General features: G+C 73.9%; 24 protein-coding genes. 6 read left to right on the top strand and 18 right to left on the bottom strand.

What is annotated here, in order from left to right; translation table 11 throughout:
* Positions 1 to 3: 3 nt before the first annotated feature.
* The 3 genes from ACSNOA_RS24695 to ACSNOA_RS24685 form a co-directional block, all read right to left on the bottom strand.
* A complete protein-coding gene (locus ACSNOA_RS24695; protein WP_436661818.1) occupies positions 4 to 396 on the bottom strand; it encodes a VOC family protein in 393 nt (130 codons plus the stop codon).
* Positions 397 to 401: 5 nt separating this feature from the next.
* On the bottom strand, positions 402 to 1,040 hold the full coding sequence (gene lipB, locus ACSNOA_RS24690) for a lipoyl(octanoyl) transferase LipB (protein ID WP_436662440.1): 639 nt from the start codon (positions 1,038 to 1,040) through the stop codon (positions 402 to 404).
* Between the two features lie 127 nt (positions 1,041 to 1,167).
* Complete coding sequence (locus tag ACSNOA_RS24685; RefSeq protein WP_436661817.1) at positions 1,168 to 2,994, bottom strand: DUF2079 domain-containing protein; 1,827 nt, start codon at positions 2,992 to 2,994, stop codon at positions 1,168 to 1,170.
* Positions 2,995 to 3,192: 198 nt separating this feature from the next.
* Between ACSNOA_RS24685 and ACSNOA_RS24680 the strand changes: the two genes are divergently transcribed.
* Entirely contained in the window at positions 3,193 to 4,389 is a 1,197-nt protein-coding gene (locus tag ACSNOA_RS24680) for an extracellular catalytic domain type 1 short-chain-length polyhydroxyalkanoate depolymerase (RefSeq protein WP_436662439.1), read from the top strand.
* A gap of 121 nt (positions 4,390 to 4,510) precedes the next feature.
* Here ACSNOA_RS24680 and ACSNOA_RS24675 read toward each other — a convergent pair whose 3' ends face one another.
* Positions 4,511 to 5,410: a TIGR01777 family oxidoreductase gene (locus tag ACSNOA_RS24675; RefSeq protein WP_436661815.1), complete on the bottom strand. Its 900-nt coding sequence runs from the start codon at positions 5,408 to 5,410 to the stop codon at positions 4,511 to 4,513.
* Positions 5,411 to 5,469: 59 nt separating this feature from the next.
* On the bottom strand, positions 5,470 to 6,468 hold the full coding sequence (locus ACSNOA_RS24670) for an aldo/keto reductase (protein ID WP_436661814.1): 999 nt from the start codon (positions 6,466 to 6,468) through the stop codon (positions 5,470 to 5,472).
* 54 nt (positions 6,469 to 6,522) lie between these two features.
* On the opposite strand from ACSNOA_RS24670, the gene ACSNOA_RS24665 reads away from it, so the two are divergent.
* Complete coding sequence (locus ACSNOA_RS24665; protein WP_436661812.1) at positions 6,523 to 6,903, top strand: MerR family transcriptional regulator; 381 nt, start codon at positions 6,523 to 6,525, stop codon at positions 6,901 to 6,903.
* Positions 6,904 to 6,929: 26 nt separating this feature from the next.
* Here ACSNOA_RS24665 and ACSNOA_RS24660 read toward each other — a convergent pair whose 3' ends face one another.
* The gene (locus ACSNOA_RS24660) at positions 6,930 to 7,154 is read right to left on the bottom strand and encodes a hypothetical protein (protein WP_436661810.1); all 225 of its coding nucleotides are present in this window, start codon (positions 7,152 to 7,154) and stop codon (positions 6,930 to 6,932) included.
* A 183-nt stretch (positions 7,155 to 7,337) separates the two neighbouring features.
* Entirely contained in the window at positions 7,338 to 7,625 is a 288-nt protein-coding gene (locus ACSNOA_RS24655; RefSeq protein ID WP_436661808.1) for a hypothetical protein, read from the bottom strand.
* A 311-nt stretch (positions 7,626 to 7,936) separates the two neighbouring features.
* Between ACSNOA_RS24655 and ACSNOA_RS24650 the strand changes: the two genes are divergently transcribed.
* The gene (locus ACSNOA_RS24650; protein WP_436661806.1) at positions 7,937 to 8,164 is read left to right on the top strand and encodes a GntR family transcriptional regulator; all 228 of its coding nucleotides are present in this window, start codon (positions 7,937 to 7,939) and stop codon (positions 8,162 to 8,164) included.
* A 163-nt stretch (positions 8,165 to 8,327) separates the two neighbouring features.
* On the opposite strand, the gene ACSNOA_RS24645 is transcribed toward ACSNOA_RS24650, so the two are convergent.
* The 5 genes from ACSNOA_RS24645 to ACSNOA_RS24625 form a co-directional block, all read right to left on the bottom strand.
* On the bottom strand, positions 8,328 to 9,254 hold the full coding sequence (locus ACSNOA_RS24645; RefSeq protein WP_436661804.1) for an LLM class flavin-dependent oxidoreductase: 927 nt from the start codon (positions 9,252 to 9,254) through the stop codon (positions 8,328 to 8,330).
* A 102-nt stretch (positions 9,255 to 9,356) separates the two neighbouring features.
* A complete protein-coding gene (locus ACSNOA_RS24640) occupies positions 9,357 to 9,773 on the bottom strand; it encodes a type II toxin-antitoxin system VapC family toxin (protein WP_436661802.1) in 417 nt (138 codons plus the stop codon).
* Entirely contained in the window at positions 9,763 to 10,032 is a 270-nt protein-coding gene (locus ACSNOA_RS24635; RefSeq protein WP_436661800.1) for a type II toxin-antitoxin system Phd/YefM family antitoxin, read from the bottom strand. Before ACSNOA_RS24635 ends, ACSNOA_RS24640 begins: the two co-directional genes overlap by 11 nt.
* 44 nt (positions 10,033 to 10,076) lie before the next feature.
* Positions 10,077 to 10,229, bottom strand: coding sequence for a hypothetical protein (locus ACSNOA_RS24630; RefSeq protein ID WP_436661798.1), 153 nt, complete (start codon positions 10,227 to 10,229; stop codon positions 10,077 to 10,079).
* 238 nt (positions 10,230 to 10,467) lie between these two features.
* Positions 10,468 to 11,046, bottom strand: coding sequence for a TetR/AcrR family transcriptional regulator (locus ACSNOA_RS24625; protein WP_436661797.1), 579 nt, complete (start codon positions 11,044 to 11,046; stop codon positions 10,468 to 10,470).
* A 129-nt stretch (positions 11,047 to 11,175) separates the two neighbouring features.
* On the opposite strand from ACSNOA_RS24625, the gene ACSNOA_RS24620 reads away from it, so the two are divergent.
* Positions 11,176 to 12,129: an SDR family NAD(P)-dependent oxidoreductase gene (locus ACSNOA_RS24620; RefSeq protein WP_436662438.1), complete on the top strand. Its 954-nt coding sequence runs from the start codon at positions 11,176 to 11,178 to the stop codon at positions 12,127 to 12,129.
* A gap of 86 nt (positions 12,130 to 12,215) precedes the next feature.
* On the opposite strand, the gene sucB is transcribed toward ACSNOA_RS24620, so the two are convergent.
* On the bottom strand, positions 12,216 to 14,069 hold the full coding sequence (sucB, locus tag ACSNOA_RS24615; protein ID WP_436661796.1) for a 2-oxoglutarate dehydrogenase, E2 component, dihydrolipoamide succinyltransferase: 1,854 nt from the start codon (positions 14,067 to 14,069) through the stop codon (positions 12,216 to 12,218).
* A gap of 66 nt (positions 14,070 to 14,135) precedes the next feature.
* Positions 14,136 to 15,527, bottom strand: a complete 1,392-nt coding sequence (gene lpdA / locus ACSNOA_RS24610) for a dihydrolipoyl dehydrogenase (protein ID WP_436661794.1) — start codon at positions 15,525 to 15,527, stop codon at positions 14,136 to 14,138.
* A 177-nt stretch (positions 15,528 to 15,704) separates the two neighbouring features.
* Here lpdA and ACSNOA_RS24605 point away from each other — a divergent pair, with 177 nt between their 5' ends.
* Positions 15,705 to 16,034 (top strand): hypothetical protein, encoded by a 330-nt coding sequence (locus ACSNOA_RS24605; RefSeq protein WP_436661793.1) that lies wholly within the window; start codon positions 15,705 to 15,707, stop codon positions 16,032 to 16,034.
* Between the two features lie 67 nt (positions 16,035 to 16,101).
* On the opposite strand, the gene ACSNOA_RS24600 is transcribed toward ACSNOA_RS24605, so the two are convergent.
* Complete coding sequence (locus ACSNOA_RS24600; RefSeq protein WP_436661791.1) at positions 16,102 to 17,673, bottom strand: leucyl aminopeptidase; 1,572 nt, start codon at positions 17,671 to 17,673, stop codon at positions 16,102 to 16,104.
* Positions 17,674 to 17,836: 163 nt separating this feature from the next.
* On the opposite strand from ACSNOA_RS24600, the gene gcvT reads away from it, so the two are divergent.
* Positions 17,837 to 18,979, top strand: a complete 1,143-nt coding sequence (gene gcvT, locus ACSNOA_RS24595) for a glycine cleavage system aminomethyltransferase GcvT (protein ID WP_436661790.1) — start codon at positions 17,837 to 17,839, stop codon at positions 18,977 to 18,979.
* A 173-nt stretch (positions 18,980 to 19,152) separates the two neighbouring features.
* Here gcvT and ACSNOA_RS24590 read toward each other — a convergent pair whose 3' ends face one another.
* From ACSNOA_RS24590 to ACSNOA_RS24580, 3 genes are all read right to left on the bottom strand, one after another.
* Entirely contained in the window at positions 19,153 to 20,442 is a 1,290-nt protein-coding gene (locus ACSNOA_RS24590) for a DUF2314 domain-containing protein (protein WP_436661788.1), read from the bottom strand.
* A gap of 65 nt (positions 20,443 to 20,507) precedes the next feature.
* On the bottom strand, positions 20,508 to 21,281 hold the full coding sequence (locus ACSNOA_RS24585) for an adenosylcobinamide-GDP ribazoletransferase (protein ID WP_436661787.1): 774 nt from the start codon (positions 21,279 to 21,281) through the stop codon (positions 20,508 to 20,510).
* Positions 21,271 to 23,154 (bottom strand): bifunctional adenosylcobinamide kinase/adenosylcobinamide-phosphate guanylyltransferase, encoded by a 1,884-nt coding sequence (locus ACSNOA_RS24580; protein WP_436661785.1) that lies wholly within the window; start codon positions 23,152 to 23,154, stop codon positions 21,271 to 21,273. Before ACSNOA_RS24580 ends, ACSNOA_RS24585 begins: the two co-directional genes overlap by 11 nt.
* Positions 23,155 to 23,161 lie beyond the last annotated feature (7 nt).

The following is a 23,161-nucleotide window of genomic DNA, read 5'->3' as shown; positions in this document are numbered from 1 at the left end:
CGCTCAGGCGGGACCCAGCAGGTCCCAGCGGTTGCCGGCGATGTCACGGAACACGGCCACCTGGCCGTACGGCTCGGTGCGGGGCGGCCGGACGAACTCGACGTCGGCGGCCACCATCCGGCGGTACGTGGCGTCGAAGTCGTCGACCCGCAGGAAGAAGCCGACCCGGCCGGCGACCTGGTTGCCGATGGCGGCGGCCTGCTGGTTGCCGTCGGCGCGGGCGAGGAGCAGGCCCGTCTGCGCGCCGGGCGGGCGGACCACGACCCAGCGCTTGGGGCGGCCGTCGTTGGTGAGCGACGGCTCGTCCTCGACCAGCTCGAAGCCGAGCACCTCGGTGAAGAACGCGATCGCCGGGTCGTACTCGGCGACCACGATGGTGGCGAGGTCGATCTGCATCCGGCTCAGGACTCGACGGCGGTCAGGGTGGGCAGGCGGCGCTCCACGACGGGCAGCACGTCGGCCACGGTGACCGGGCGGCCCAGCTCGGCGGCGAGCGAGGTGACCCCGGCGTCGCGGATGCCGCACGGCACGATCCGGTCGAAGAAGGTCAGGTCGCAGTCGCAGTTGATGGAGAACCCGTGCAGGGTGACGCCGCGGGCAACCCGGATGCCGATGGCGGCGACCTTGCGGGCCGGGCCGCGGTCGTCCTCGGGCACCCAGACGCCGCTGCGCCCCTCGACCCGGCCGGCGGTCAGCCCGAACTCGGCGCAGACGTCGATGAGCATCTGCTCGGTGCGCCGGACGTAGGCCACCACGTCGACGGGGTCGGGCAGCCGCAGGATCGGGTAGCCGACGAGCTGGCCCGGGCCGTGCCAGGTGATCTTGCCGCCCCGGTCCACGTCGACGACCGGGGTGCCGTCCATCGGCCGGTCCCACGGCTCGGTGCGCTTGCCGGCCGTGTAGACGCTCGGGTGCTCCAGCAGCAGGACGGTGCCGCCCCGCTCGCCGGCCACCACCGACTCGTGCAGCCGGCGCTGCTCGTCCCAGGCGGCCTGGTAGTCGAGGAGACCGGCGCGGACGGCCGTGAGGCCGGAGGTCATCGTGCTCACGCCGTTCAGCGTAGTCCCGACGGGGCCCGGCGGCGCTCGTGAGCCGCCTCACCGGTGCGCGTCCGGGGCGGACGGCGGCGGGCCGGGTCGCCGTCGTGGGCCACGCACGCGCCGACCGTCAGGAGCGTGGGACGCGCCAGAGCCAGACGTCGTCCACGCGCTCGGGCGGGCCGAGCAGCGCGGTCGCCGTACGCCGGATGGTCTCCTCGTCGACGTCGAACTTCGCCCCGTGCACCCGGTCGGGGAGCACCACGGCCTCGACCCGCCAGTAGGCGAGGTCGGCCCGGACCTCGCGCAGCGTCCCGTCGGTGACGATCGGCACGAGGCCGGTGCGGCCGGCCTGGTCCATGAGGGCACTGAACGTGCGCGGCACGGGCCCGATCCGGCCCCGGCCGTCGGGGCCGCCGGGCCCGAGGAAGAAGCCGGCCGGGATGCGGAACTCGCCCTGTCGGTGGGACAGGGCGTACGCCTGCCAGCGCTGGCCGTCGGGGTAGATGTCCGTGGTCACCGGCAGGGGCGTGAGCACGCCGCCCGGTGACACGTGGTCCCGCCAGGTGCCGGCGGTGATGAACCGGGGGATCGGCTCCCGCTCGTGGGTCAGCAGCGGGGTGGGGACGAGGGGCAGCAGGGCGACCACGAAGCCGAGCGCCCAGGCGGCCTCGGTGGAGCGGTGGCGCGGCGGGTCGGTCCGGAGCCGGTCGACCGTGTACGCGAGCACCAGCCCGATCAGCGGCGCGACCACGAGCGCGAGGCGCGCGGGCAGCGCGGCGTTCACGACCGGCAGATGACCGAGCAGGTCGAACGGCATGGGGACGTCGGTGTGCCGGCCGTCGACCTTGGCGACCGGGCCGAAGGACAGCACGGTGAACACGACAGCGGTGACACCCAGCGCCCAGAGGGTGGCGCGGCGGCCCGCGTCGGCGCGTCGCCACAGCGCCACGAAGCAGACCACGGAGAAGATCAGCAACGGCACGCCGAAGAAGGAGTTCTCCTCGGTGGGGTTGGGGGCCAGCGACGTGCCGAGCCCCGCCTGCCCGGCCAGGGACCGGCGCGGGTACGCGCCGAACGCCGCGATGTCCTCGGAGTGGATCACCGGGTCGAAGCCGGTGCCGTGGAAACGCTGCGGGCCGGCGAAGTGCAGCCACAGCGGGTACGCGAGCAGGGCCCCGGCCACCACGGCGGTCACCCCGAGCCCGCGCAGGAAGGTCGGCAGGGCCGCACGTGCCTCGGCCCGGCGGGCGGGGTGCACCGCCCAGACGGCGAGGAAGACGCCGAGCGCGAGGGCCGTGAAGAAGAGCCCCTCGGCGGCGATCGAGAACGCGACCGCCACGAGCACACCGAGCACGATCCCGTTGCGCAGCCAGTGCGCGGGCCGGCGCAGCGCGAACAGCCGCCAGATCAGCAGCGGCACCAGCCACCCGGCGGTCCAGTTCAGGTGGGCGTTGGCGTGCGAGACCATGCCGGGGGAGTAGGCCACGAACAGCCCGCCCACGGCGGCGGCCACCCGGCTGCGGACGAGCTGCCGGGAGAACAGCAGGTACCAGGCGATCGCGGTGGCGGCCAGGTTCAGGGTGAGGATCACGAGGAACGTGACGGGCGGGCCGACGAGGTACGTGAGCGGCGCGAAGACCACCGCGTAGACCGTGATCGACGTGTTGACCGCGAGGTTCACGCCGTCCGGCACGTTCATGAGATGGGTGAAGAGCGGGTTCTCCCCGTGGGTGATCGCGTTCCCGCCGAAGGCCAGCAGCCACTCGAAGAGCGCCTGGTCGCTGGAGTTCACCGTGATCGTCCGGACGTTCGGGTCGCGCCACAGACCACTGGTCACCCAGACGGCGAGAGCGAGCGCCGCCAGGACCACGATCAGGTCGGTCCGGCGCCCCCGGGCGGCGCGCGGCGGCGAGGCGGGCGCGGGCCCGGCGGCCAGGGACGGGGAGGTCGGCACGCAGCGGACGTTACCAACCGGACCTGGACGTGCCGGTCATACGTGCCAGGAGGGGCGGCATGTTGTCGCCGAGCGCGGCGAACACAATGGTGGCCGTGAATGTGTGACCGTGCCCCATGTCACACCTCCGTCATATCGACGTAACGTCGCGGCAATTCGCAGGTGACCCAGTTCACATTCCGCCATCGGGAGGCCGTCGTGCGCCGCTCCTCGTCCCTGCTCACCCGGCTGACCGGTGCGGTCGCCGGGCTCGTCCTCGCCGCCGCGGGCGCGCTCGCCCTCGCCACACCCGCCCAGGCCGCCAGCCTCACCCAGGTCACGAGCTTCGGCTCGAACCCCGGCAACCTCGCCATGTACGCGTACCGGCCGGACAACCTGCCGGCCAACTCGCCCGCCGTGGTGCTGCTGCACGGCTGCACGCAGAACGCCAACGGCTACTTCACCAACTCCGGCTGGCGCAAGTACGCCGACCAGTGGGGATTCGCGCTGATCGTCGCCGAGCAGAAGTCCGGGAACAACGCCAACGCCTGCTTCAACTGGTTCGAACCGGGGGACACCGCCCGGGGCCAGGGTGAGGCGCTGTCCATCAAGCAGATGGTCGACCACGCCAAGGCGAACTTCGGCGTCGACGGCAACCGCGTGTTCGTGAGCGGCCTCTCGGCGGGCGCCGCCATGAGCGCCGTCATGCTCGCCACCTACCCCGACGTCTTCGCCGCCGGGTCGATCATCGCGGGCATCCCGTACCGCTGCGCCACCAGCATGGTCAACGCCTTCAGCTGCATGACGCCCGGCACCGACAAGACCCCCGCCGCCTGGGGCGACCTGGTCCGTGGCGCGTACGCCGGCTACACCGGGCGGCGGCCCCGGGTGGCGATCTGGCACGGCACCGCGGACTACACCGTCGCCCCGCTCAACGCCACCGAGTCGCGCGACCAGTGGACCAACGTCCGCGGCATCTCGCAGACCCCGACCAGCACCTCGTCCCTGCCCGGCGGCACGAGCCTGGAGGTGTACGGCAACGACGAGGTCCGCCTCTACCGGGTCTCCGGCATGGGCCACGGGACGCCCGTCGACCCGGGCAGCGGCGCCGACCAGTGCGGCACCGCGGGCGCGTACTTCCTCGACACCATCTGCTCGACGTACCGCGACGCGGTCTTCTTCGGCCTGAACGGCGGCGGTGGCACCGACCCCACGACCCCGCCGCCCACCACCCCGCCGCCGGCCCCCACCTGCGTCACCGCGAGCAACTACGCGCACGTGACCGCGGGCCGCGCCTACCAGTCCGGCGGGTACGCGTACGCCAACGGCTCCAACCAGCGCATGGGCCTCTACAACACGTTCAACACGAGCACGCTCAAGCAGACCGGCACGAACTACTGGGTCGTCGGCTGCTGACCCTGTCGTCTTCGTTGATCAAGAGGTTTGCGTCAGATTCCAGCCCCGGCATGACGCAATCCTCTTGATCAGCGGGCATCCCCGGGACCGCGCGGGGCCGGGTGGGGTCGGGTGGGGTGGGTCAGGTTGTCAGGGCGGCCTTCAGGGCGCTTGTCAGGTCGGGGTGGCGGTAGGAGAAGCCGGCGCGGGTCAGGGCGCCGGGCAGGACCCGGGAACTGGACAGGGCCTCCGTCGCGAAGCCGCCGAGCGCGACCTTCAGCGCCAGCGCCGGAACCGGTACGAACGCCGGCCGGTGCAGTAGCCGGGCCAGCTCCCGGGTGAACTCGGCGTTGGTGACCGGGGCCGGGCCGACCATGTTGACCGGCCCGGCCACGTCGTCGCGGGCCAGCACGAACGCCGTCGCGTCCAGGAAGTCGGCCATCGACAGGCACGGCCACCACTGCCGGCCGCCGCCCAGCTTGCCGGAGATCCCGAGCCGCATGGGCAGCAGCTGCGGTTTGAGCATCCCGCCGTGACGGTCCAGCGGCAGGCCGGTGCGCAGCCGGACCACGCGGACGTCGGCGTCCTCGGCCGGCCGGGTGGCCGCCTCCCACACGCGGCACACGTCGGCGAGGAAGCCCTCGCCGGCCGGCGCGTCCTCCTCCACGGCACGGTCGCCGGTGTCGCCGTACCAGCCGACGGCCGACGCGTTGAGCAGCACCCTCGGCCGGTCCGCGGCCGGCAGCCCGGCCATCGTGATCGCCAGGGTGGTGGTGCTGTCGACCCGGCTGGAGCGGATGAGCTGCTTGTACCCGGCGTTCCAGCGCCGGTCGCCCACACCCGCCCCGGCCAGGTTCACCACCGCGTCGGCGTCGGCCACCACGCCCGGGTCGAGCTGGGCGGCGGACGGGTCCCACTGCCGCTCGTCCGGCCCGCGCGGTGGCCGGCGGACCAGCCGGGTGACCTGGTGCCCGTCGGCGGTGAACCGGCCGAGCAGTCGGGTGCCCAGGAAGCCGGACGCGCCGGCCATGAGGATCCGCATGCCCCCATCTTCCGGTACGGGGGCCCGCCCTCACACGTTCGGCCGGAGCCGACGACGGTTCACCCCACCGTGGACGGCCGGACGTCGGCCAGGAGCCGTTCCACCTCGGCCACCGCGCCGGGGTCGAGCGGCCCGAGCGCGAGCGTCGCGAAGTTCTCCTCGGCCTGCGCCACCGTCCGCGCGCCGGGGATCGGCACCGTCCGGGGGCTGCGGGCCAGCAGCCACCCCAGCGCGCCCTGGGCGAGGGTACGGCCGTCGGCCGTGAGCGCGCCGCGGATCCGCTCGACCCGGGCCGCCCACTCCGGCGTCGGCCGCCCGTCGGTGAACCAGACGAGCCAGTCGAGCTCCCTGCCGCGTACGTCGTCGCGGCCGACCGTCCGCTGCGAGCCGGTGAGCAGGCCCATCGCGAGCGGTCCGCGGTTGAGGCTGGCCAGGTCGTACGCGTCGCAGACCGCGAACATCGCGGCGTTGTCAAGCAGCACCGACTGGTCGTGCTGGATAGCCGTGCAGTGCGGACCGCCCTTCGCGAACGCCTCGGCCGAGTCGGGATGGTCGGTGCTCCAGCCGTACGCCCGGATCTTGCCCTGGGTGACCAGCTCCTCCAGCGTGTCGACCAGGTCGAGCGCGGCGGACGCCGGCAGGTCGTTGATGTGCAGCTGGTACAGGTCGACGTGGTCGGTGCCGAGCCGCCGCAGCGACTCCTCGAGGCTCTGCACGGCGTACGCCGGACTGGCGTCGGTGCCGGTCCACCGGCGGGTCGCCTCCTCCGCGCGGTTACCGAACTTGGTGGCGATCACCACCCGGTCGCGGCGGCCCGCGAGCGCCCGGCCCAGCACCCGCTCGCTGTGCCCGGCCCCGTAGTTGCTGGCCGTGTCGAAGAGGGTCACGCCGGCGTCGAGCGCCGCGTGGATGGTGCGGACGGACTCGTCGTCGTCGACCTCGCCCCACCCGAACGGCTGCCCGCCCTCGCCCCACAGTGGCCCGCCGATGGCCCAGCAGCCCATGCCGATCGCGCTGACCTCGATGCCGCTGCGGCCCAGTCTCCGTGTCATCGTCATGCCCCCAGCCTTCAACCTGGAGCGCGCTCCAGGTCAAGCACTAGCCTCGACGGCATGTACGCACCCTCGGAGGCCGCCCGCCGCAGCGGCTTCAGCCTCGACACCCTGCGGTACTACGAGAAGATCGGCCTGCTCAGCGGCGTGGGCCGCACCTCCGGCGGCCGGCGGGTCTTCACCGACGACGACCTCGGCTGGCTCGTGCTGTTCCGCTGCCTGCGTGACACGGGGATGCCCATCGCGCAGATGTGCCGGTACGCCGAGCTGGCCCGCGAGGGCGAACACACCGCCCCCGAACGTCAGGCGCTGCTGGAGGAGCACGCCACGCGGGTCGAGGAGCAGATGCGCCTGCTCCAGCGCCAGTACGACCACCTCCGCGAGAAGATCCGCTACTACGAGACCGTGACCGGCCCGGCCGAGGCCGTGGCCCGGACGTAGGGGATGCGTTCGCCGGCGCGTCGCGATCATCTTTCGGGAGCGGCGCGTCGGCCGCGTCGCCTGGCCGCGTACGGCAGCGCGAACAGGTACAGCCCGCTGACCAGGAGCAGGGTGAGCGGGAGCAGCGGCACGTAGGACACCCAGACGACGGGCTCCTCCTGTGCGAGGGCGACGAAGGTGACGACGACGGTCACCGTGAAGGCGATCGCCAGCCAGCGGTGGATCTGTCGTACCCACTTGTTTCCGTTCATCGGGACCTCCTCGCGATCGCGCACCCCGGCCGACCTGGCCGGTGGCGTCTCCGTGGAGGTGACGCTAACCGCGGCTCGCCGACCGACGCTTCTCGATTCATGACCGCTTCGACCGCCCGTCCCACGTCTCGTGCCGGCTGATCCACTCGGGTTCCTCGAAGTCGGGTGGAGCGACGGGGTCGGTCAGCCCGTCGTTGGTCGCGGGTGTGCCGCCCAGCCGATGAAGCGGTCGTAGAGCTGGCCCGGGCCGGGAGCCCCGTGCGGGTCGAGCAGGTGCAGGTCGGTGGCCGCGTCCTGCAACAGACTGCTGAGGTAGAGGCAGAGCGTGACGTGACTGCCCGCGTACTCCCGGACGAGCGCGAGTTTCGCGGGCGCGCACGGCCAGGGCGCGCCACAGGCGCGACAGAGCCAGAGTGGACGCAGCGGCAGGTGCGACCGGCTCGTGGTGACGGCGGCCCGCGGCGCGGTCACCGGTGGCCACCGGTGGTGCGCCGGGTGGGCCGGTGCCGCGGAGCAAGGGGTACGGGCGGCAGGCCGCGCCGCCGGATCGGTGACATGGGCGCCTCCGTGTGCCGCATCGCGGGAGGGAGGCACCCGGCCGACGACCGGGGGAGACGGCGGCCGGGTGCCTCCTCGGGACGACCAGCTCGGGGTTTGCAGACCAGGGAGCCGGTCGTCGCCAGTCTGGCATAAGCGCTTATATAAAGCAAGGCATTGGTGGTCATTAGTTGCGATGTGAAGTCCACGCGTGATCGAATGGCGGCGCAGACCAGGGAGACCGCATGCCCGCCAAGCCGAAGTGGTTGCAACTCGCCGACCACATCCGTGAGCAGATCGCGTCCGGAGAACTCGCTCCGGGCGACAAGCTTCCGTCTACCGCCCAGCTCTGCCAGCAGCACGGCGTCTCGGCGATCGTCGTGCGGCAGGCCATCTTCGCGCTGCGCACCGAAGGACTCGTCGAGGGCGTCCAGGGCGTGGGCGTGTTCGTGGCGGAGCGTACCGACGGGTGACGCCGCGGCGGACGAGCCCGCCGCCGCCCCGCGTGCCGCCTCGCCGCGGGGGCGCGACCAACCTCGCTTGACCCACACCAGATCGCCGATGTGGCGGTATCCGGGGTGCCGGGACACCGCCACATCGGCGAAACGGAGTCGATCAAGCGGCCCGACCCGGGCGTCAGTTCACCGTGGCCAGGCGGGGGAGGATCGGTGTGAGCGCGTCCACGGCGGGGGCGCGTACGACGAAGCGGGTGATACCCCAGCGGCGCCGGTGTGCGGTGACCGCCGCGACGATCTCGTCCTCGGTGCCCATGAGCACGTACGGGGTCGCGAGCAGCTCGGCCACGCTCAGCCCGACGTCCCGGGCCATCTCCGCCGCGGCGGCCTCCGCGTCGTCGGTCACCACGACCTGCTGCACCAGCGCCTCCAGCGCCGGCGGCTCGGCACGGCCCGCGGCGCCGGCCGCCACCTGGGCGAGCTGCGCCTCGATGTCCGCCGCCCGCCAGCGCACCTCGTGGTTGTAGCCGTCGGGCAGCGTACGGCCCAGGCCGGCCAACCCCACGACGTCGGCGTGCGCGCCGGCCCAGCGCAGCAGCGACGAGTTCGACGTGCCCACGGTGAGCGGGATCCGCCGCTGCACCGGGCGCGGCGTTTCCAGGCGGGCGTCCCGCAGCACGAGATCCGGCGTGTCGACGGTGACCTCCTCGCCGTCGAGCAGGGCACGGACGGCCTCGGCGACGGCCACGGCACGGCGTACGCGGCCCGCCACGTCCGGCCGCTCCCGCCCGACGGCCCGCCACTCGGCCGGGGTGTGCCCGGCGCCGACACCGAGCCGGGCACGCCCGGCCGAGACCAGGTCGAGGCTCGCCACGTCGGTCGCGAGCAGCATCGGCTCCCGGACGCCGGCGTTCGAGACGTTCGAGCCGAGCCCGATCCGGGTGGTCACCGCCGCGGCGGCGGCCAGCGCCACGAACGGGTTGACCGTCACGCCCGGGTGGTCGGGGACCAGCAGCGCGTCGTACCCGGCGGCCTCGGCGCGGCGGGCCAGGTCGATCCACTGGGCGGCGGTGTCGGACGGGCTGGCGTGCAGGGAGAAGGTGACCATGCCGCCCAGCCTGCCGGCCCGGTGCCCGGGGCGGCCAGCCCGGCACGGCCGATTCTGCTACCGGCAGACCGGGCGTGCGGCTCGCCGCCGGTCGCCCGGTGGTCAGGGGCGAGGCACCGGCCGGATCATGAGGAGGTCCTCCAGCCCGACGAAGGTCGCCGGGTTCGTCGTGTAGAGCGGGAGGCCGTTCGCGTACGCGATGGAGGCGATCATCAGGTCCGCGAGCCGGCGCCGTGTGGTGCGTCCGGTCGCGAGGACGGCGCCGGTGACCATGCCGAACGCGCGTGCGGCCTCGGCGTCGAACGGCAACGGGTCGAAGGTGGCCTCGGCGTGCTGGAGGACGCTCGTCCGTCGCGCCCGTTCCACCCGGTCGTCCGCGTGATGCGGGCCGGCGGACAGTTCCGCGAGCGTCACGGCGCTGATCACCAGCTCTTCGGGCAGGTGCATCGGGTCGAGACGGGCGAGATGAATGACGATGTTGGTGTCGATCAGACCTCGGGACGGCGCGTCACCACTCACGGCTGAAGGGGTCCTGATCGATCGAGGAGTCGAGGTCGCTGCGGAACCTCTCCGCGTCCACCTCCGGAGCGGTGGCGAAAGCGGCCATCGCCTCGGCGCGCGGCACGAATGTGCGCCGGCGGAGCGGGATCAGCTTGCCGATGGGGGTGCCGTTGCGGGTGATGGTGAACGATTCCCCCCGCTCGACGCCCCGCATGATCGCACCGGATTCGTTCCGCAGTTCGCGTTGGGTGATCTCTCGATGCGCGTGCTCGGCCACAGCGCGATTCTAGACGCCTGTGCTACCAGGTGCTACACGCCGGTTCATGGTTTGCGCTGGCCGGGTTCCTCCTCGTCGGGCTCGTGCCAGGCGGCGCGGAACGCGACCTCGTGCTCCTCGTGGGCCGTCTTCTGACGGAAGACCGCCTCGCGCAGGGCCTGGCGGGAGTCGGCCAGGACCACCACCTCGACCGCCACCAGGCCGAGGCAGATCAGGGTCAGCAGGGCGAGTGTGGCCAGCGCGGGCAGGAGCGCGGCCAGCGGGACGGCGGCGGATGAAGAACGAGAAGACGAAGAGCAGGTCGAAGAAGATCTCGAACCTGTCGACCCGGGCTCCCGGCGCGACGGCGATGGCGGGTCCCAGCCGCCCCCGCCACCCCTGACCGCCCACCGGTCGAGATTGTCAGCGGGCCGGGCCGCCCCGGGCTCGAATCGATCAACTACCGGCGCGGTGGCGCAGACCGTCCATGAGCAGGTCGAGCAGGCGGCGGGCCTGGTCCCGCCGGTCGGGGTCGCCGGCCGCGAGGGAGACCCCGCTCAGGCTGGCCAGCACGTCGGCCGCCGGGACGTCCGCCCGGACCGCTCCGGCCTCGATCCCTGCGGCCAGCAGCAGGTCGAGGGCCGTGTACAGGCGGTCCCGGCTCTCGGCGTACGGGTTGGCGCCGGAGGCGATGACGAGGCGCAGCGCGTCGGCCATGCCGCGCTTGGCGGCGAGGTAGTCGATGAACAGCTCCATCCACTCCCGGAGGGCCCGATCGGCCGGCAGCCGGCCGAGCAGCTCCGGCGCGGCGTCGCAGAGCTTCGCCAACTCGCTGCGGTACGCGGCCTCGACCAGCGCCTCCCGGGTGGGGAAGTGGCGGTAGAGCGTGCCGATGCCCACGCCGGCGTCCCGGGCGACGGACTCCAGCGTTACCTCCGGGCCGCCCTGGGAAAACGCTCGTACCGCAGCCTCCAGCAGCCGCTCGCGGTTGCGGCGGGCGTCCGCGCGGAGCGGTCTCGGGGCGGCGGGGGCCATGTCGTCTCCTGACGAGCCGGTGTCCGGGTTGGCATACGGAGGCTCCTCCGGTTAGTGTCGCTGTAACGGAGGATCCTCCGCTTCTCATCGTAGCGGCCGGCCGCGCGGGCCCGCCGCCGACAAGGATGGATCATGACCAGCACACGTGTGAGCACACCCTTCTCCCGCGAGACCACCGCACTCGAGGTGGTACGCGGCATCGACCTCGCCGGCCGCCGGGCGATCGTCACCGGCGGCGCGTCCGGCATCGGCGTCGAGACGGCGCGGGCGCTCGCCCAGGCCGGAGCCGACGTCACCCTCGCGGTCCGCAAGCCGGAGGACGGCCAGCGGGCCGCCGCCGACATCACCGCCACCACCGGCAACGACCGGGTCCTCGTGGCGCCGCTCGACCTGGCCGACCAGAACTCGGTGGCCACGTTCGTGGCCAACTGGGACGGCCCGCTGCACATCCTCGTGAACAACGCCGGAATGATGGCCTCGCCCGAGATGCGGACCGCGCAGGGCTGGGAGATGCAGTTCGCCACGAACCACCTGGGCCACTTCGCGCTGGCCACCGGGCTGCGGCCGGCCCTCGCCGCGGCCGGGGGCGCCCGCGTCGTCTCGGTGAGCTCGGCGGCGCACCTCCGCTCGCCCGTCGTGTTCGACGACATCCACTTCGCGCACCGGCCGTACGACCCGTGGCTGGCCTACGGGCAGTCGAAGACGGCCAACGTGCTCTTCGCCGTGGAGGCGACCCGGCGTTGGGCCGACGACGGCATCCTCGCCAACTCGCTCATGCCGGGCGCGATCCGGACCAACCTGCAGCGCTACATCAGCGAGGAGGAGCTGGAGCGGATGCGGGCGCAGACGGGCGGCGCCGCGGGGGCCGGTTACTGGAAGACCACCGAGCAGGGCGCGGCGACCTCGGTCCTGGTCGCCACCTCGCCGCTGCTCGACGGCGTCGGCGGGCGCTACTTCGAGGACTGCCAGGAGGCGGGGCCGAACCAGCCGGGCACCCGCACCGGCTACGCCCCGTACGCGCTGGACCCGGAGGCCGCCGAGCGGCTGTGGCGGGTCTCCGAGGAGATGCTGCGCGCGGCCTGAGGCCGTCCACCAGCGGGCGTACGCGTGAAAAGGGCGCCCCGGTCGTGACCGACCGGGGCGCCCTTTCGTCGCTGCGGAACGAGCCGTTACAGCCCCAGCTCGGCCTCGAAGTTGCCGGCCTCCAGCCGCTCCTTGACCGCGGCCAGGAAGCGGGCCGCGTCGGCGCCGTCGATCAGCCGGTGGTCGTAGGAGAGAGCCAGGTAGACCATCGACCGCACGGCGATGACCTCACCGAGGTTCGGGTCGTTGACCACGACCGGACGCTTCACCACGGCACCCGTGCCGAGCATCGCCGACTGCGGCGACGGCACGATCGGGGTGTCGAAGAGGGCGCCCCGGCTGCCGGTGTTGGTCAGCGTGAACGTGGCGCCGGCGATCTCGTCCGGGCTGATCTTGTTGGTGCGGGTGCGCTCGGCCAGGTCCGCGACCCGCTTCGCGATGCCGCCCAGGTTGAGGTCCCCGGCGTTGTGGATGACCGGCACCAGCAGGCCCCGCTCGGTGTCCACGGCGATGCCGAGGTGCTCCGCGTCCGGGTAGGTGATCGTCCCACCCTCGAGGTCCATCCGGGCGTTCACGATCGGGTACGTCTGGAGCGCCTCGACGGCGGCCAGGGCGAAGAACGGCAGGAAGGACAGCTTCACGCCGTGCCGCTGCTGGAAGGAGTCCTTCGCCTGCGCCCGCAGCTTGGCGATCTTGGTGACGTCCACCTCGATCACCGTGGTGAGCTGCGCCATCTCGTGCAGCGACTCGTGCATCCGCTTGGCGATCGCGGCCCGGATCCGGGGCAGCTTCTCGGTGGTGCCGCGCTTCGCGCTGGGCTGCGGCTTCGCGGCCGGCTTCGCCGGCGCCACGGCGGCGGCCGGCTGGGGTGCGGCGGCCGGGGCCGGCGCGGCCTTCGCCGCCTTGGCCCGCTCGGCCGCCTCCAGCACGTCCTGCTTGCGGATGCGGCCACCGACGCCGGTGCCGTTGACGGTCGACAGGTCCACCCCGTGCTCGCCGGCCAGCTTGCGGACCAGCGGCGTCACGTAGCCGGCCGCCTCCTCGCCGCCGCCCTGGGCAGGGGCCGTGGGGCGCTGCGGGGTCGGAGCCGGGGCCGCGGGGACGGCCTTCTGCTCCACCTGCGCCGGCTGCGCCGCGGTCTCCGCCTCGGCGGCCGGCTCGTTGTAGGACAGGCCCGGGGTCGCGGCCGGCGTCGGAGCCGGCTTCGCCTCGGGCTGCGGAGCCGGCTTCGCCTGCGGGGCCGGCTTGGCCTCGGGCTGCGGGGTGGGCTCCGGCTTCGCCTCGGCCGGAGCGGCGCCCGCGGCGCCGATGATGGCCAGCTCGGCGCCGACGGGAGCGGTCTCGTCCTCGGCGACCTTGATCTCGAGGACGGTGCCGGCGACCGGCGACGGGATCTCGGTGTCCACCTTGTCGGTGGAGACCTCGAGCAGCGGCTCGTCGACCTCGACGCTGTCGCCGACCTGCTTGAGCCAGCGGGTGACCGTACCCTCGGTGACGCTCTCGCCGAGGGCCGGCAGGGTGACCGGCGTGCCCCCGCCCGACGGCGCGGCCTGCGCGGCCTGCGGGGCGGGCGTCGCCTGCGGGGCCGGCTCGGGCGCGGTGCCCTCGGCGGCGGCCGTCGGCTGCGGGGCCGGCGCGGCCTGCGGAGCGGCCTGCTCCGCGGGGGCCTGCTCCTGCGGAGCGCCGCCGCCGGCCTCCTCGCCCTCACCGGAGATGACGGCCAGCTCGCTGCCGACCTCGGCGGTCTCGTCCTCCCCGACCACGATCCGGGTCAGCACGCCCGCCGCCGGCGACGGGATCTCGGTGTCCACCTTGTCGGTGGAGACCTCGAGCAGGGGCTCGTCCGCCTCGACGGTGTCGCCCTCCTGCTTGAGCCAGCGGGTGACGGTGCCCTCGGTGACGCTCTCGCCGAGCCGAGGCATGGTGACCGATACCGGCATGTTCTCCAGACTCCTTCGTTCCCCTGGTGGGATCATCGCCCGTCGCCGGACGCCGCGGTTGTCGTGTCAGGCGTGCGCGTGCAGCGGCTTGCCGGCGAGGGCCAGGTGCGCCTCGCCCAGGGCCTCGTTCTGCGTCGGGTGGGCGTGCACGAGCTGCGCCACCTCGGCCGGGTAGGCCTCCCAGTTGTAGATGAGCTGCGCCTCACCGATCAGCTCGCCGACCCGGGCGCCGACCATGTGGACGCCGACCACCGGGCCGTCCTCGACGCGGACCAGCTTCACGAAGCCGGTCGTCTTGAGGATCTGGCTCTTGCCGTTGCCGCCCAGGTTGTAGTTGTAGCTCTTGACCTTGTCGGCGCCGTACTGCTCCTTGGCCTTCGCCTCGGTGAGACCGACCGAGGCCAGCTGCGGCTCGCAGTAGGTGACCCGGGGGATGCCGGCCTCGTCGATCACGGCCGGGGTCTGGCCGGCGATCTCCTCGGCCACGAAGATGCCCTGCTGGAAGCCGCGGTGCGCGAGCTGGAGACCCGGCACGATGTCGCCGACCGCGTAGACGTTCGGCACGCTCGTGCGCAGCCGCTCGTCGGTCAGCACGTAGCCGCGGTCCATCTTCACACCCTGCTCCTCGTAGCCGAGGTTGGCGGTGTTCGGGCCACGGCCGACGGCGACCAGCAGCACCTCGGCCTCGACGGTCTCGCCACCGGCGATGGTCAGCTTGACGCCGCTGTCGGTCTTCTCGACCTTCTCGAACGGCTTGCCGACCTTGAAGTTGATCTTCCGCTTGCGGAACGCGCGCTCCAGCGCCTTCGACGACTCCTCGTCCTCGGCGGCGACCAGACGGGGCAGGGCCTCGACGATGGTCACGTCCACGCCGAAGGACTTCCACACGCTCGCGAACTCGACACCGATCACGCCGCCGCCCAGCACGATCGCCGAGGACGGGACCCGGTCCATGAACAGCGCGTGGTCGCTCGTGATGATCCGCTCGCCGTCGATCTCCAGGCCCGGCAGGCTCTTGGCGTACGACCCGCTGGCCAGGATCACGTTGCGTCCGGTGTAGCGCTTGCCGTCCACCTCGACGGCGTTCGGGGCGACGAGCCGGCCGGCCCCGGCCACGAAGGTGATGTTCTTGGCGCTGCCCACCAGGCCCTGGAGGCCCTTGTAGAGGCGGGAGATGACGCCGTCCTTGTACGAGTTGACCGCCGCCATGTCGATGCCGACCAGCTCGGCCTTGATGCCGAACTGCTCCGACTCGCGGGTCTGGTCGGCGATCTCGGCGGAGTGCAGCAGGGCCTTGGTCGGGATGCAGCCGTTGTGCAGGCAGGTGCCGCCGAGCTTGCCCTTCTCGATCAGCGCGACGGAGAGGTCCAGCTGGGCGGCCCGCAGCGCCGCCGCGTAGCCGCCGCTGCCACCTCCGAGGATGACGATGTCGAAGGTTGCGTCGTTCGGCTCGCTCACGTCCAACTCCCAGGTCGCGTCACTGCATCGGGGGTCACGGTGGGGTGCCAGGGGCAGACCCCACCTCGGTCATCTTGTCACCACGGCGCCCGGAGCGCGTACCGAGGTGCCCAACGACACGTCCCCGACACGTACGCTTGGCACCGTCGTCGATGACAAATCGTTGGGGAGAGGTCCGTGGGGCTGTTCCGGCGCCGCAAGCAGGCGCGCGTGGTGGGCCACGATCGTGCCGCAGACCGTGCCGATCTGGAGCATCTTGAGCAATTCGTCCGCAGCCGGCGGGGCGTCGAGGCGTACATCGAGCCGCGCACCACGGTCACCGAGACGACCGTGATGCTCATCGCCGACGACGGCGAGTGGACCCGCCGGCGGATCGACGGCCCGGACGGGGCGCGGCGCTTCGCGTACCGGATGGCGATCCCGATCTACGACGTGCGGCTCATGGGCTACCCGCAGCGGATGCGGGACTTCAACGAGCGCCGCAAGCGTCGCCCCGAGCTCTACTGACAGACGCGAAAGGAGTGGCCGTCCCCGCGCGGGGACGGCCACTCCTTTCGCGTGCGGGTGCGAGGCGTCAGCCGTTGGCGGCGACGTCCTCGACGAGGTGGACGAGGGTGCGGACCGGCACGCCCGTGCCGCCCTTGGTCCAGTAACCGGTCGGCTCGCCCGAGTGGTAGGCCGGGCCGGCCACGTCGATGTGCGCCCAGGCCACGTCGTCGGTGACGAACTCGCGCAGGAACGTGCCGCCCTGGAGCATGTGCCCGGCGCGGTCCATCCCGGCGTTGACCTGCGAGATGTCGGCGACGTCGGAGTCCATGCCCTTGCGCACGTCGTCCGGCAGCGGCATCGGCCACGCCGGCTCGCCGACGGCGTCACCGGCCGCGCGGACCCGCTCGCACAGCTCCGGCGTACCCATGACACCGGCGATCCGCTTGCCCAGCGAGATCACCTGACCGCCGGTCAGGGTGGAGGTCTCGAAGAGGTAGTCGCAGCCGTCCTCGCAGGCGCGGGCGATCGCGTCGGCCAGGATCATCCGGCCCTCGGCGTCGGTGTTGAGCACCTCGACCTTCTTGCCGCTGTACATGCTGATGACGTCACCCGGCCGGTACGACGTGCCCGACGGCATGTTCTCCGCCATCGGCAGGTACCCGGACACGGCCACGGACGGCTTGAGTGCGGCCACCGCCAGCATGGCGGCGCCCACCGCGGCGGCGCCCGCCATGTCGGACTTCATCTCCCACATGCCCTGCGCCGGCTTGATCGAGATGCCGCCGGTGTCGAACGTGATGCCCTTGCCCACCAGCGCCACCCGCTTGCCGGTGCCGCCGCCCTCCGGCGTGTAGGTGAGCTTCACGAGCCGCGGCGGGGCCTCCGAACCCTGGCCCACGGCGATGATGCCGCCGTAGCCGCCGGCCCTCAGCGCCGCCTCGTCGAGCACCTCGACCTCGAGCCCCGCCTCCCGGGCCGCGGCCACGACCGCCTCGGCGAAGGCCGGCGGGCGCAGCTCGTTGGGCGCCGTGTTGACCCAGTCCCGGCTCTGGCGGACCGCGCCCACCACCGCGGTGGCGCGGGTCACCTCGGCCTGCGCGGCGCTGTCGCCCGCGTCCGGGACGGCCACCAGCACCTCGGACACCGGCTCGCGCCGGGCCGGCTGCGGCCGGGTCTTGTAACCGGCGAAGCGGTACCCGCCGAGCAGCGCGCCCTCGGCGACCGCGCGCAGCGCGGCCGGGGCGTCGGCGTCGTCCGGGAGCGGCAGGGTCATGGCGACCCGGGACGCGCCGGCCAGCGCGCGTACGGCCGAGCCCGCGGCCCGGCGCAGCACCTCCGGGTCCGGGGCGGCGCCGGACGGCTCGGCGCCGAGGCCGACGGCCGCGACGACCGGGGCCGTGATGGTGCCCAGCGTGGCCAGCTTGATCACCTCGCCCGGCCCGCCGGTCGCGCCGAGCAGCGCCAGCGTCTCGGTGAGCTTGCCGTCGAAAGCGGCCGCGATGCTCTCCGCGCCGCTGGCGAGCAGCAGGTTGCCGGCCGGGCCGCTCGTGGCGTCCTGCTCTCCGGTCTGGCTGTGCACGCCGATCACGATGGCGTCGACGGCGAGCTCGGCGGGGTCGGTGTCGACCAGGCTGAGGGTGGTACGGGGCGATGTCACTGAAGCTACTCCGGGCGGGCCGGGCCGGCCGCGACGGTGCGTGCCGGCGATGAAGGTCTCCGGCGGCAACCTACCCGCCGGACGTCTGGGCTGTCCCGCCGACCGCTGTGGCGGGTCCCCGCCGATGCTAACCAGCGGGCGTGCCCCCGGTAAGTTGCCACCCATGACCGAGGTGACCACCGACGCCGCCGCGACCCGGCTGCGCCGTTCCCCGCTGCACGAGCGGCACACCGCCGCCGGCGCCAAGTTCGCCCCCTTCGGGGGCTGGGAGATGCCGCTGGAGTACGCCGGCGGCGGCGTCCTCCGCGAGCACACGGCGGTACGCACGGGGGTGGGCGTCTTCGACGTCTCCCACCTCGGCAAGGCGCGGGTGACCGGCCCCGGTGCGGCGGACTTCGTCAACGCCTGCCTCACCAACGACCTGGGCCGGATCGGTCCCGGCCGGGCGCAGTACACCCTCTGCTGCGACGACGCCACCGGCGGCGTGGTGGACGACATCATCGCCTACCTGCACGCCGACGACCACGTCTTCCTGATCCCGAACGCGGCCAACACCGCCGAGGTCGTCCGGCGGCTGCGGGCCGTCGCGCCGCCGTCGGTCACGGTCACCGACGAGCACGAGGCGTACGCCGTCCTCGCCGTGCAGGGGCCGCGCTCGGCCGAGCTGCTCGCCTCGCTGGGCCTGCCCACCGGCCACGACTACATGAGCTTCTCGGCCGCCACCCTCGACACCGCGGGCGGGCCGGTCGAGCTGACCGTCTGCCGGACGGGCTACACGGGCGAGCTGGGCTACGAGCTGGTGACACCGGCCGAGCACGCCACCGCCGTGTGGGACGCGCTCTTCACCGCCGACGCGTCGTACGAGCTGCGCGCCTGCGGCCTCGCGGCGCGGGACACGCTGCGCACCGAGATGGGCTACCCGCTGCACGGGCAGGACCTGTCGCTGGAGATCACCCCGGTGCAGGCCCGCTCGGGTTGGGCCGTCGGCTGGGACAAGCCGGCGTTCTGGGGCCGGGACGCGCTGCGCGCGGAGAAGGCGGCCGGCCCCCGGCGGACGCTGCGCGGCCTCGAGGCCGTCGACCGGGCCATTCCGCGCCCCGGCATGACCGTGCACGTGGGCGACACCACTGTGGGCACGATCACGAGCGGCACGTTCTCGCCGACGTTGAAGAAGGGCATCGCCCTGGCGCTGCTGGACACCGCCGCGACCCTGACCGACGGCGACCTGGTCGAGGTCGACATCCGCGGCCGCCGCGCCCAGATGCGCGTCACCCGCCCCCCGTTCGTCCAACCCAGCGTCCGCTAACCCCCGCCCCCCGGCCCGGGCGCCGCGCCCGCGCGCTTCTTCGCGGTGATCATGAAGTTATTGCCGTCGGCACCGGCGTGTCGCAGCAATAACTTCATGATCACCGGGGCCGGGGCCCGGGGCCGGCCTCGGCCGGCGCCGGCGGGGGAGAGGGTGGACGTGCTGGGCGGGGGTTACGGGGTGGGGCGTTCGCCGGCGTCCAGGACGGCCTGGGTCCAGCCGCCCTCGATGACGCCCGTGCCGTCGAGCAGGGCCCAGTCGACCACGTCGTCGGCCTCCACGACGACCGGCGAGCCGATCCGGACACTCGGGTCGGACGCCGCGTCGCTGGCGCTCACCCCGACGATCCGCTCCGGGGCGTCCCACGAGGTGACGCCCGCCCAGACGTACTCCGGGCCGTCCTCGCCGGGCAGCCCGTACTTGACCACGAGCTGCGACTCCCGGGGCAGCTCACCGGCCACGAACCGGGTACGCACGTCGGCGATGCCCGCGCGGGCGGTGGCGATCGCCCTGCTCATGGCGTCGCCCGGGCGGGCGTAGCGCACGTCCGGCTGAATGCCGGCGAAGAGGGTGGCGCAGGCCGCCGCGTAGTAGCGGCCGTCCGGGCCGGGGTGGCCGGGCGGCGGGCGCAGGCTGAGGAACGAGTCCGCCTCCGGGTCGGTCGCCGGGTCCAGCTCCAGCCGGAGCAGCACCGGGGCGGTCGCGCCGTGCTGCTCCGGATTGCCGTACGCCACCGCGATGTCGTGGCCGGTCACCGTGGCCAGCACCGGAAGCTGCACGAACGCCGGCACCTCGTCGCCGGCCAGCCCGTCGGTCCAGTCCCGCAGCAGCCGCCGCGCCGCGCCCGTCATGACGGCGCCCCACGCCCGGGTGAGGTGGTCCGGCACGCCCTGGGTCTGCAACTCCAGCAGCCCGAACCGGCGCAACCCCTTCGTGGTGAACCACAGCCCGTCGGCGTCGGAGGAGTAGGGGACCAGCACCCAGTCGACGAGCCGGACCCGCCCGTGCTCGTCGGGAAGCGAACGCAGCGCGGTCGCCGGATCAAGGAACTGCAGCCCGAAGACGTCCACCACGTCGCCGTCGACGGAGTCGGCGACGGCCGCCGCCACCGCCCGCGCCGCCCACTCGTGCGCCGGCGGCCAGCCGGGCCGGTACTCGGCCTGCACCACCACCAGGTGTGTGGCTGCCGCGAGCCGGTCCAGCTGCGCCTCGCTGGCGCCGAACGCGGTGAGCAGATCCGGCGGCAGTTCGGGGAACTCGCCGATGGGCCGGGTGTCCACGCTCATGAGCGGGCTGTCCAGCATCTGCCGCGCCAGCCCGTGCACCGGCTCCGCGATCCGGCCGGCGAGCCCCGCCACCGCGCTCTTCGTGCCGACTCGCGGCAGCCCCTTCACCGGCACCAGGTAGGTCGCGCTCAGCGACTCCGGGACCGGTACGGGCAGGAAGTCGTCGGTGATGAGCATTGTCGTCCCCCGGGTGGCGGTGCCGTGCTGTCGAGCCGAACGCTACCCGGCCCGCCGCCCCGGATTCAGTCGGACAGCACCAGCCCCAGGTAGACCAGCGTGGTGACGACCTCGACGGTCGCGCCGAGCACGTCACCGGTGATCCCGCCGAGCCGGCGTACCACGTGTGTGAGCAGCCCCACCGCCACGGCGAGGGCCGCCACGACGGTGAGCGGCCCCTGCCACGGCCGGCCCGGCGCCGCGGCGACGGCCACCACCGCGACGGCGACCGCCCCGACCGCCGGGGCGACGGGACCGACGGTGCCGGCGACCAGCGCGCCGAGCCCGTCCGGCCGCGCCGCCGGCACACCGCGGCGGCAGGCCAGGGTGACGCCGAGCCGCCCGGCCGCGGTCGCCGCGACGACCGCCGCGAGGCACGCCGGCCACGACCGCCCGGCCAGCTCGGCGAGCGCCGCGGCCTGCACCAGGAGTACGACCACCAGCGCGACCACGCCGAACGGCCCGACGTCCGGCTTCTTCATGATCTCCAGCGCGGCGGCCCCGTGCCGGTACGAGCCCAGCGCGTCCACGGTGTCGGCCAGCCCGTCGAGGTGCAGCCCGCGGGTGAGCAGCGCGGCGGCCCCGACGGTCACCCCGGCGGCGACCAGTGGGGGAGCGACCGCGGCCGACAGCAGCAGCACGGCGGCCAGCAGCGCGCCGAGCAGCGCGCCGACCGCCGGGGCGAGCGCCATGGCGACGCCCGCCACCGGCCGGTCGATCCGCCCCGCACGGACGGGCAGCGTCGTGAACGTGGTGAGCGCGAGCCGCGCCCCCGCGACGAACCGCGGCTCAGCCGGCACGTTGACCCGAGGGGTCCACCCGCTCCTCGGGCTCGGTGCTGGTCGGCCCCGGACCGGCCGGCTCCGGCTCGGCGAACTCCGGTTCCTCGTCGGCGGCCGCGTCCGACTCGTCCTCGTCGGGCTCGCCGCCGGCCAGCGACGGGTGGGTCGGCAGCGCGGCGGCCAGGGCCAGCACCGAGCGCAGCATGGGCAGCGCGACCAGCGCGTTCGAGCCCTCGCCGAGGTCCAGCCGCAGGTCGAGCAGCGGCGTGAGGCCGAGGACGTCGGCGGCGAGCTTCACGGCCGGGTCCCCGCCGTCGTCGGCGAGCAGGCACCAGTGCCGGGCCTGCCCGGCCAGGTCCCGGCTCACGAGCGCGGCGGCCACACCGACCGGGCCGTCGAGCATCACGGGGATGCGGCGGGCCGTCGCACCGAGCAGCACGCCGGTGGCGATCGCGATGTCGCCACCACCCAGATCGGCCAGCACGTCCGCGGCGCCCCGCGACGAGCGGCGGGTGCGGTGCAGCGCGTCGCGTACCGCCGCGCAGCGGCGCATCCAGGCCGCGTCGTCGATCTCACCACTGTCGGTGACGACCCGGCCCAGCACGGCGGGCGGTTCCGCGCCGGCGGTGGCGGCGAGCACCGCGGCGGCGGCCGCCTCGGTGCCGGCGCCGCACGCCGCCAGCACCAGCAGCTGTACGCCGGCCTCGGCGGCCTCCTCGGCCAGCCGCCAGCCGTAACGCAGCGCGGAGTCGACCTGCTCGGGGGTGAGCGCCGGCTCGGCCTCCATGGGGCCGGCGGTCGGCGCGTCCACGACCTGGAGGCTGGCGCCGCACTCGGCGGCCAGCCGTGCCAGCGCGCCCCGCCCGGCGCGGGTCTGCCCGGCCCGGCGCGCCGACTCGCCGGGCCGGGTGCCCGCGGCGGCCCCGCCGGCGTGGTCGCCGTTGAGCAGCAGCACCCGCACCGAGGTCCACGGGGCCGGGGTCGCCGTGCCCTGGGTGCCGGCGGCGAAGCCCACCAGCCGTTCCAGCACGCCCAGGCCGGCGCCCGGCACGTCGAGGGTGGCGAGCCGCTCGATCGCCTGCGGGCCGGTGTACTCGTCGGGCATCGGCAGTTCCATGCCGGGCTGGATGACCAGCCCGGTGGCGACCACCGGCAGCGCCATGGTCGGCGTGGACCACGCCGTGTCGCCCTCGGTGACGGGGACCGGCCGGGGCGGTGTGGCGTTGCGCACGTCCGGCAGGGCGACGAGGTCGGGCGTGGGCTCGGCGGCGACGCCGTTGACGGCGGCGGGCGTCGGGGCGGCGGCGGGCATCGGGGCGACAGCCGGCGCGGCGCCCACGGCGGGCGCGCCCTTGAACCACGAGGGTTGGCCGGCGACGACCAGCACCACGGCGTCGCACGCGTCGGCCACCGCCCGGTTGGCGGCGCCCAGCGCGTCGGTGAAGGCGCGTCCGACCGGCGTCGTCGGCACCAGCGACAGGCCAACCTCGGGGCTGACCAGCACCAGCCGGGCGAGGCACCCGCGGATCGCGGCGGCGAGCTCGCTGATCGTCTGGGTGTCGTCCGCCGGCTGGTGCGCCGGGTCGAGCAGCACCGTCACCCAGCCGCCCAGGTCGTCGACGAGCAGCGTCTCGTTGGGTTCGGCGGCGCTGATCACGTCGGCCAGCCGGCGGGGATCGCCCGCGGTCTCCTCGGTGGTCCAGCTGCCCGGCCGCCGCGCGCGGTGCGCCGCGAGGCGGGCCGCCCACTCGGTGTCCGCCGGGTCGCCCTCCGGCGCGGTGGCCACGTAACGGACCACCGGCGCGTCGCTGACCAGGGACTCGGCGAACTCGGACTTGCCGGACCGGATGCCGCCGAGCACCAGGACCGTGTTCCACCCGTCAACCGACATGCCCGTA

It is taken from the genome of Micromonospora sp. URMC 103, assembly GCF_051386435.1.
GTDB lineage: Bacteria > Actinomycetota > Actinomycetes > Mycobacteriales > Micromonosporaceae > Micromonospora.
This window is presented reverse-complemented; position numbering and strand designations above follow the sequence as displayed.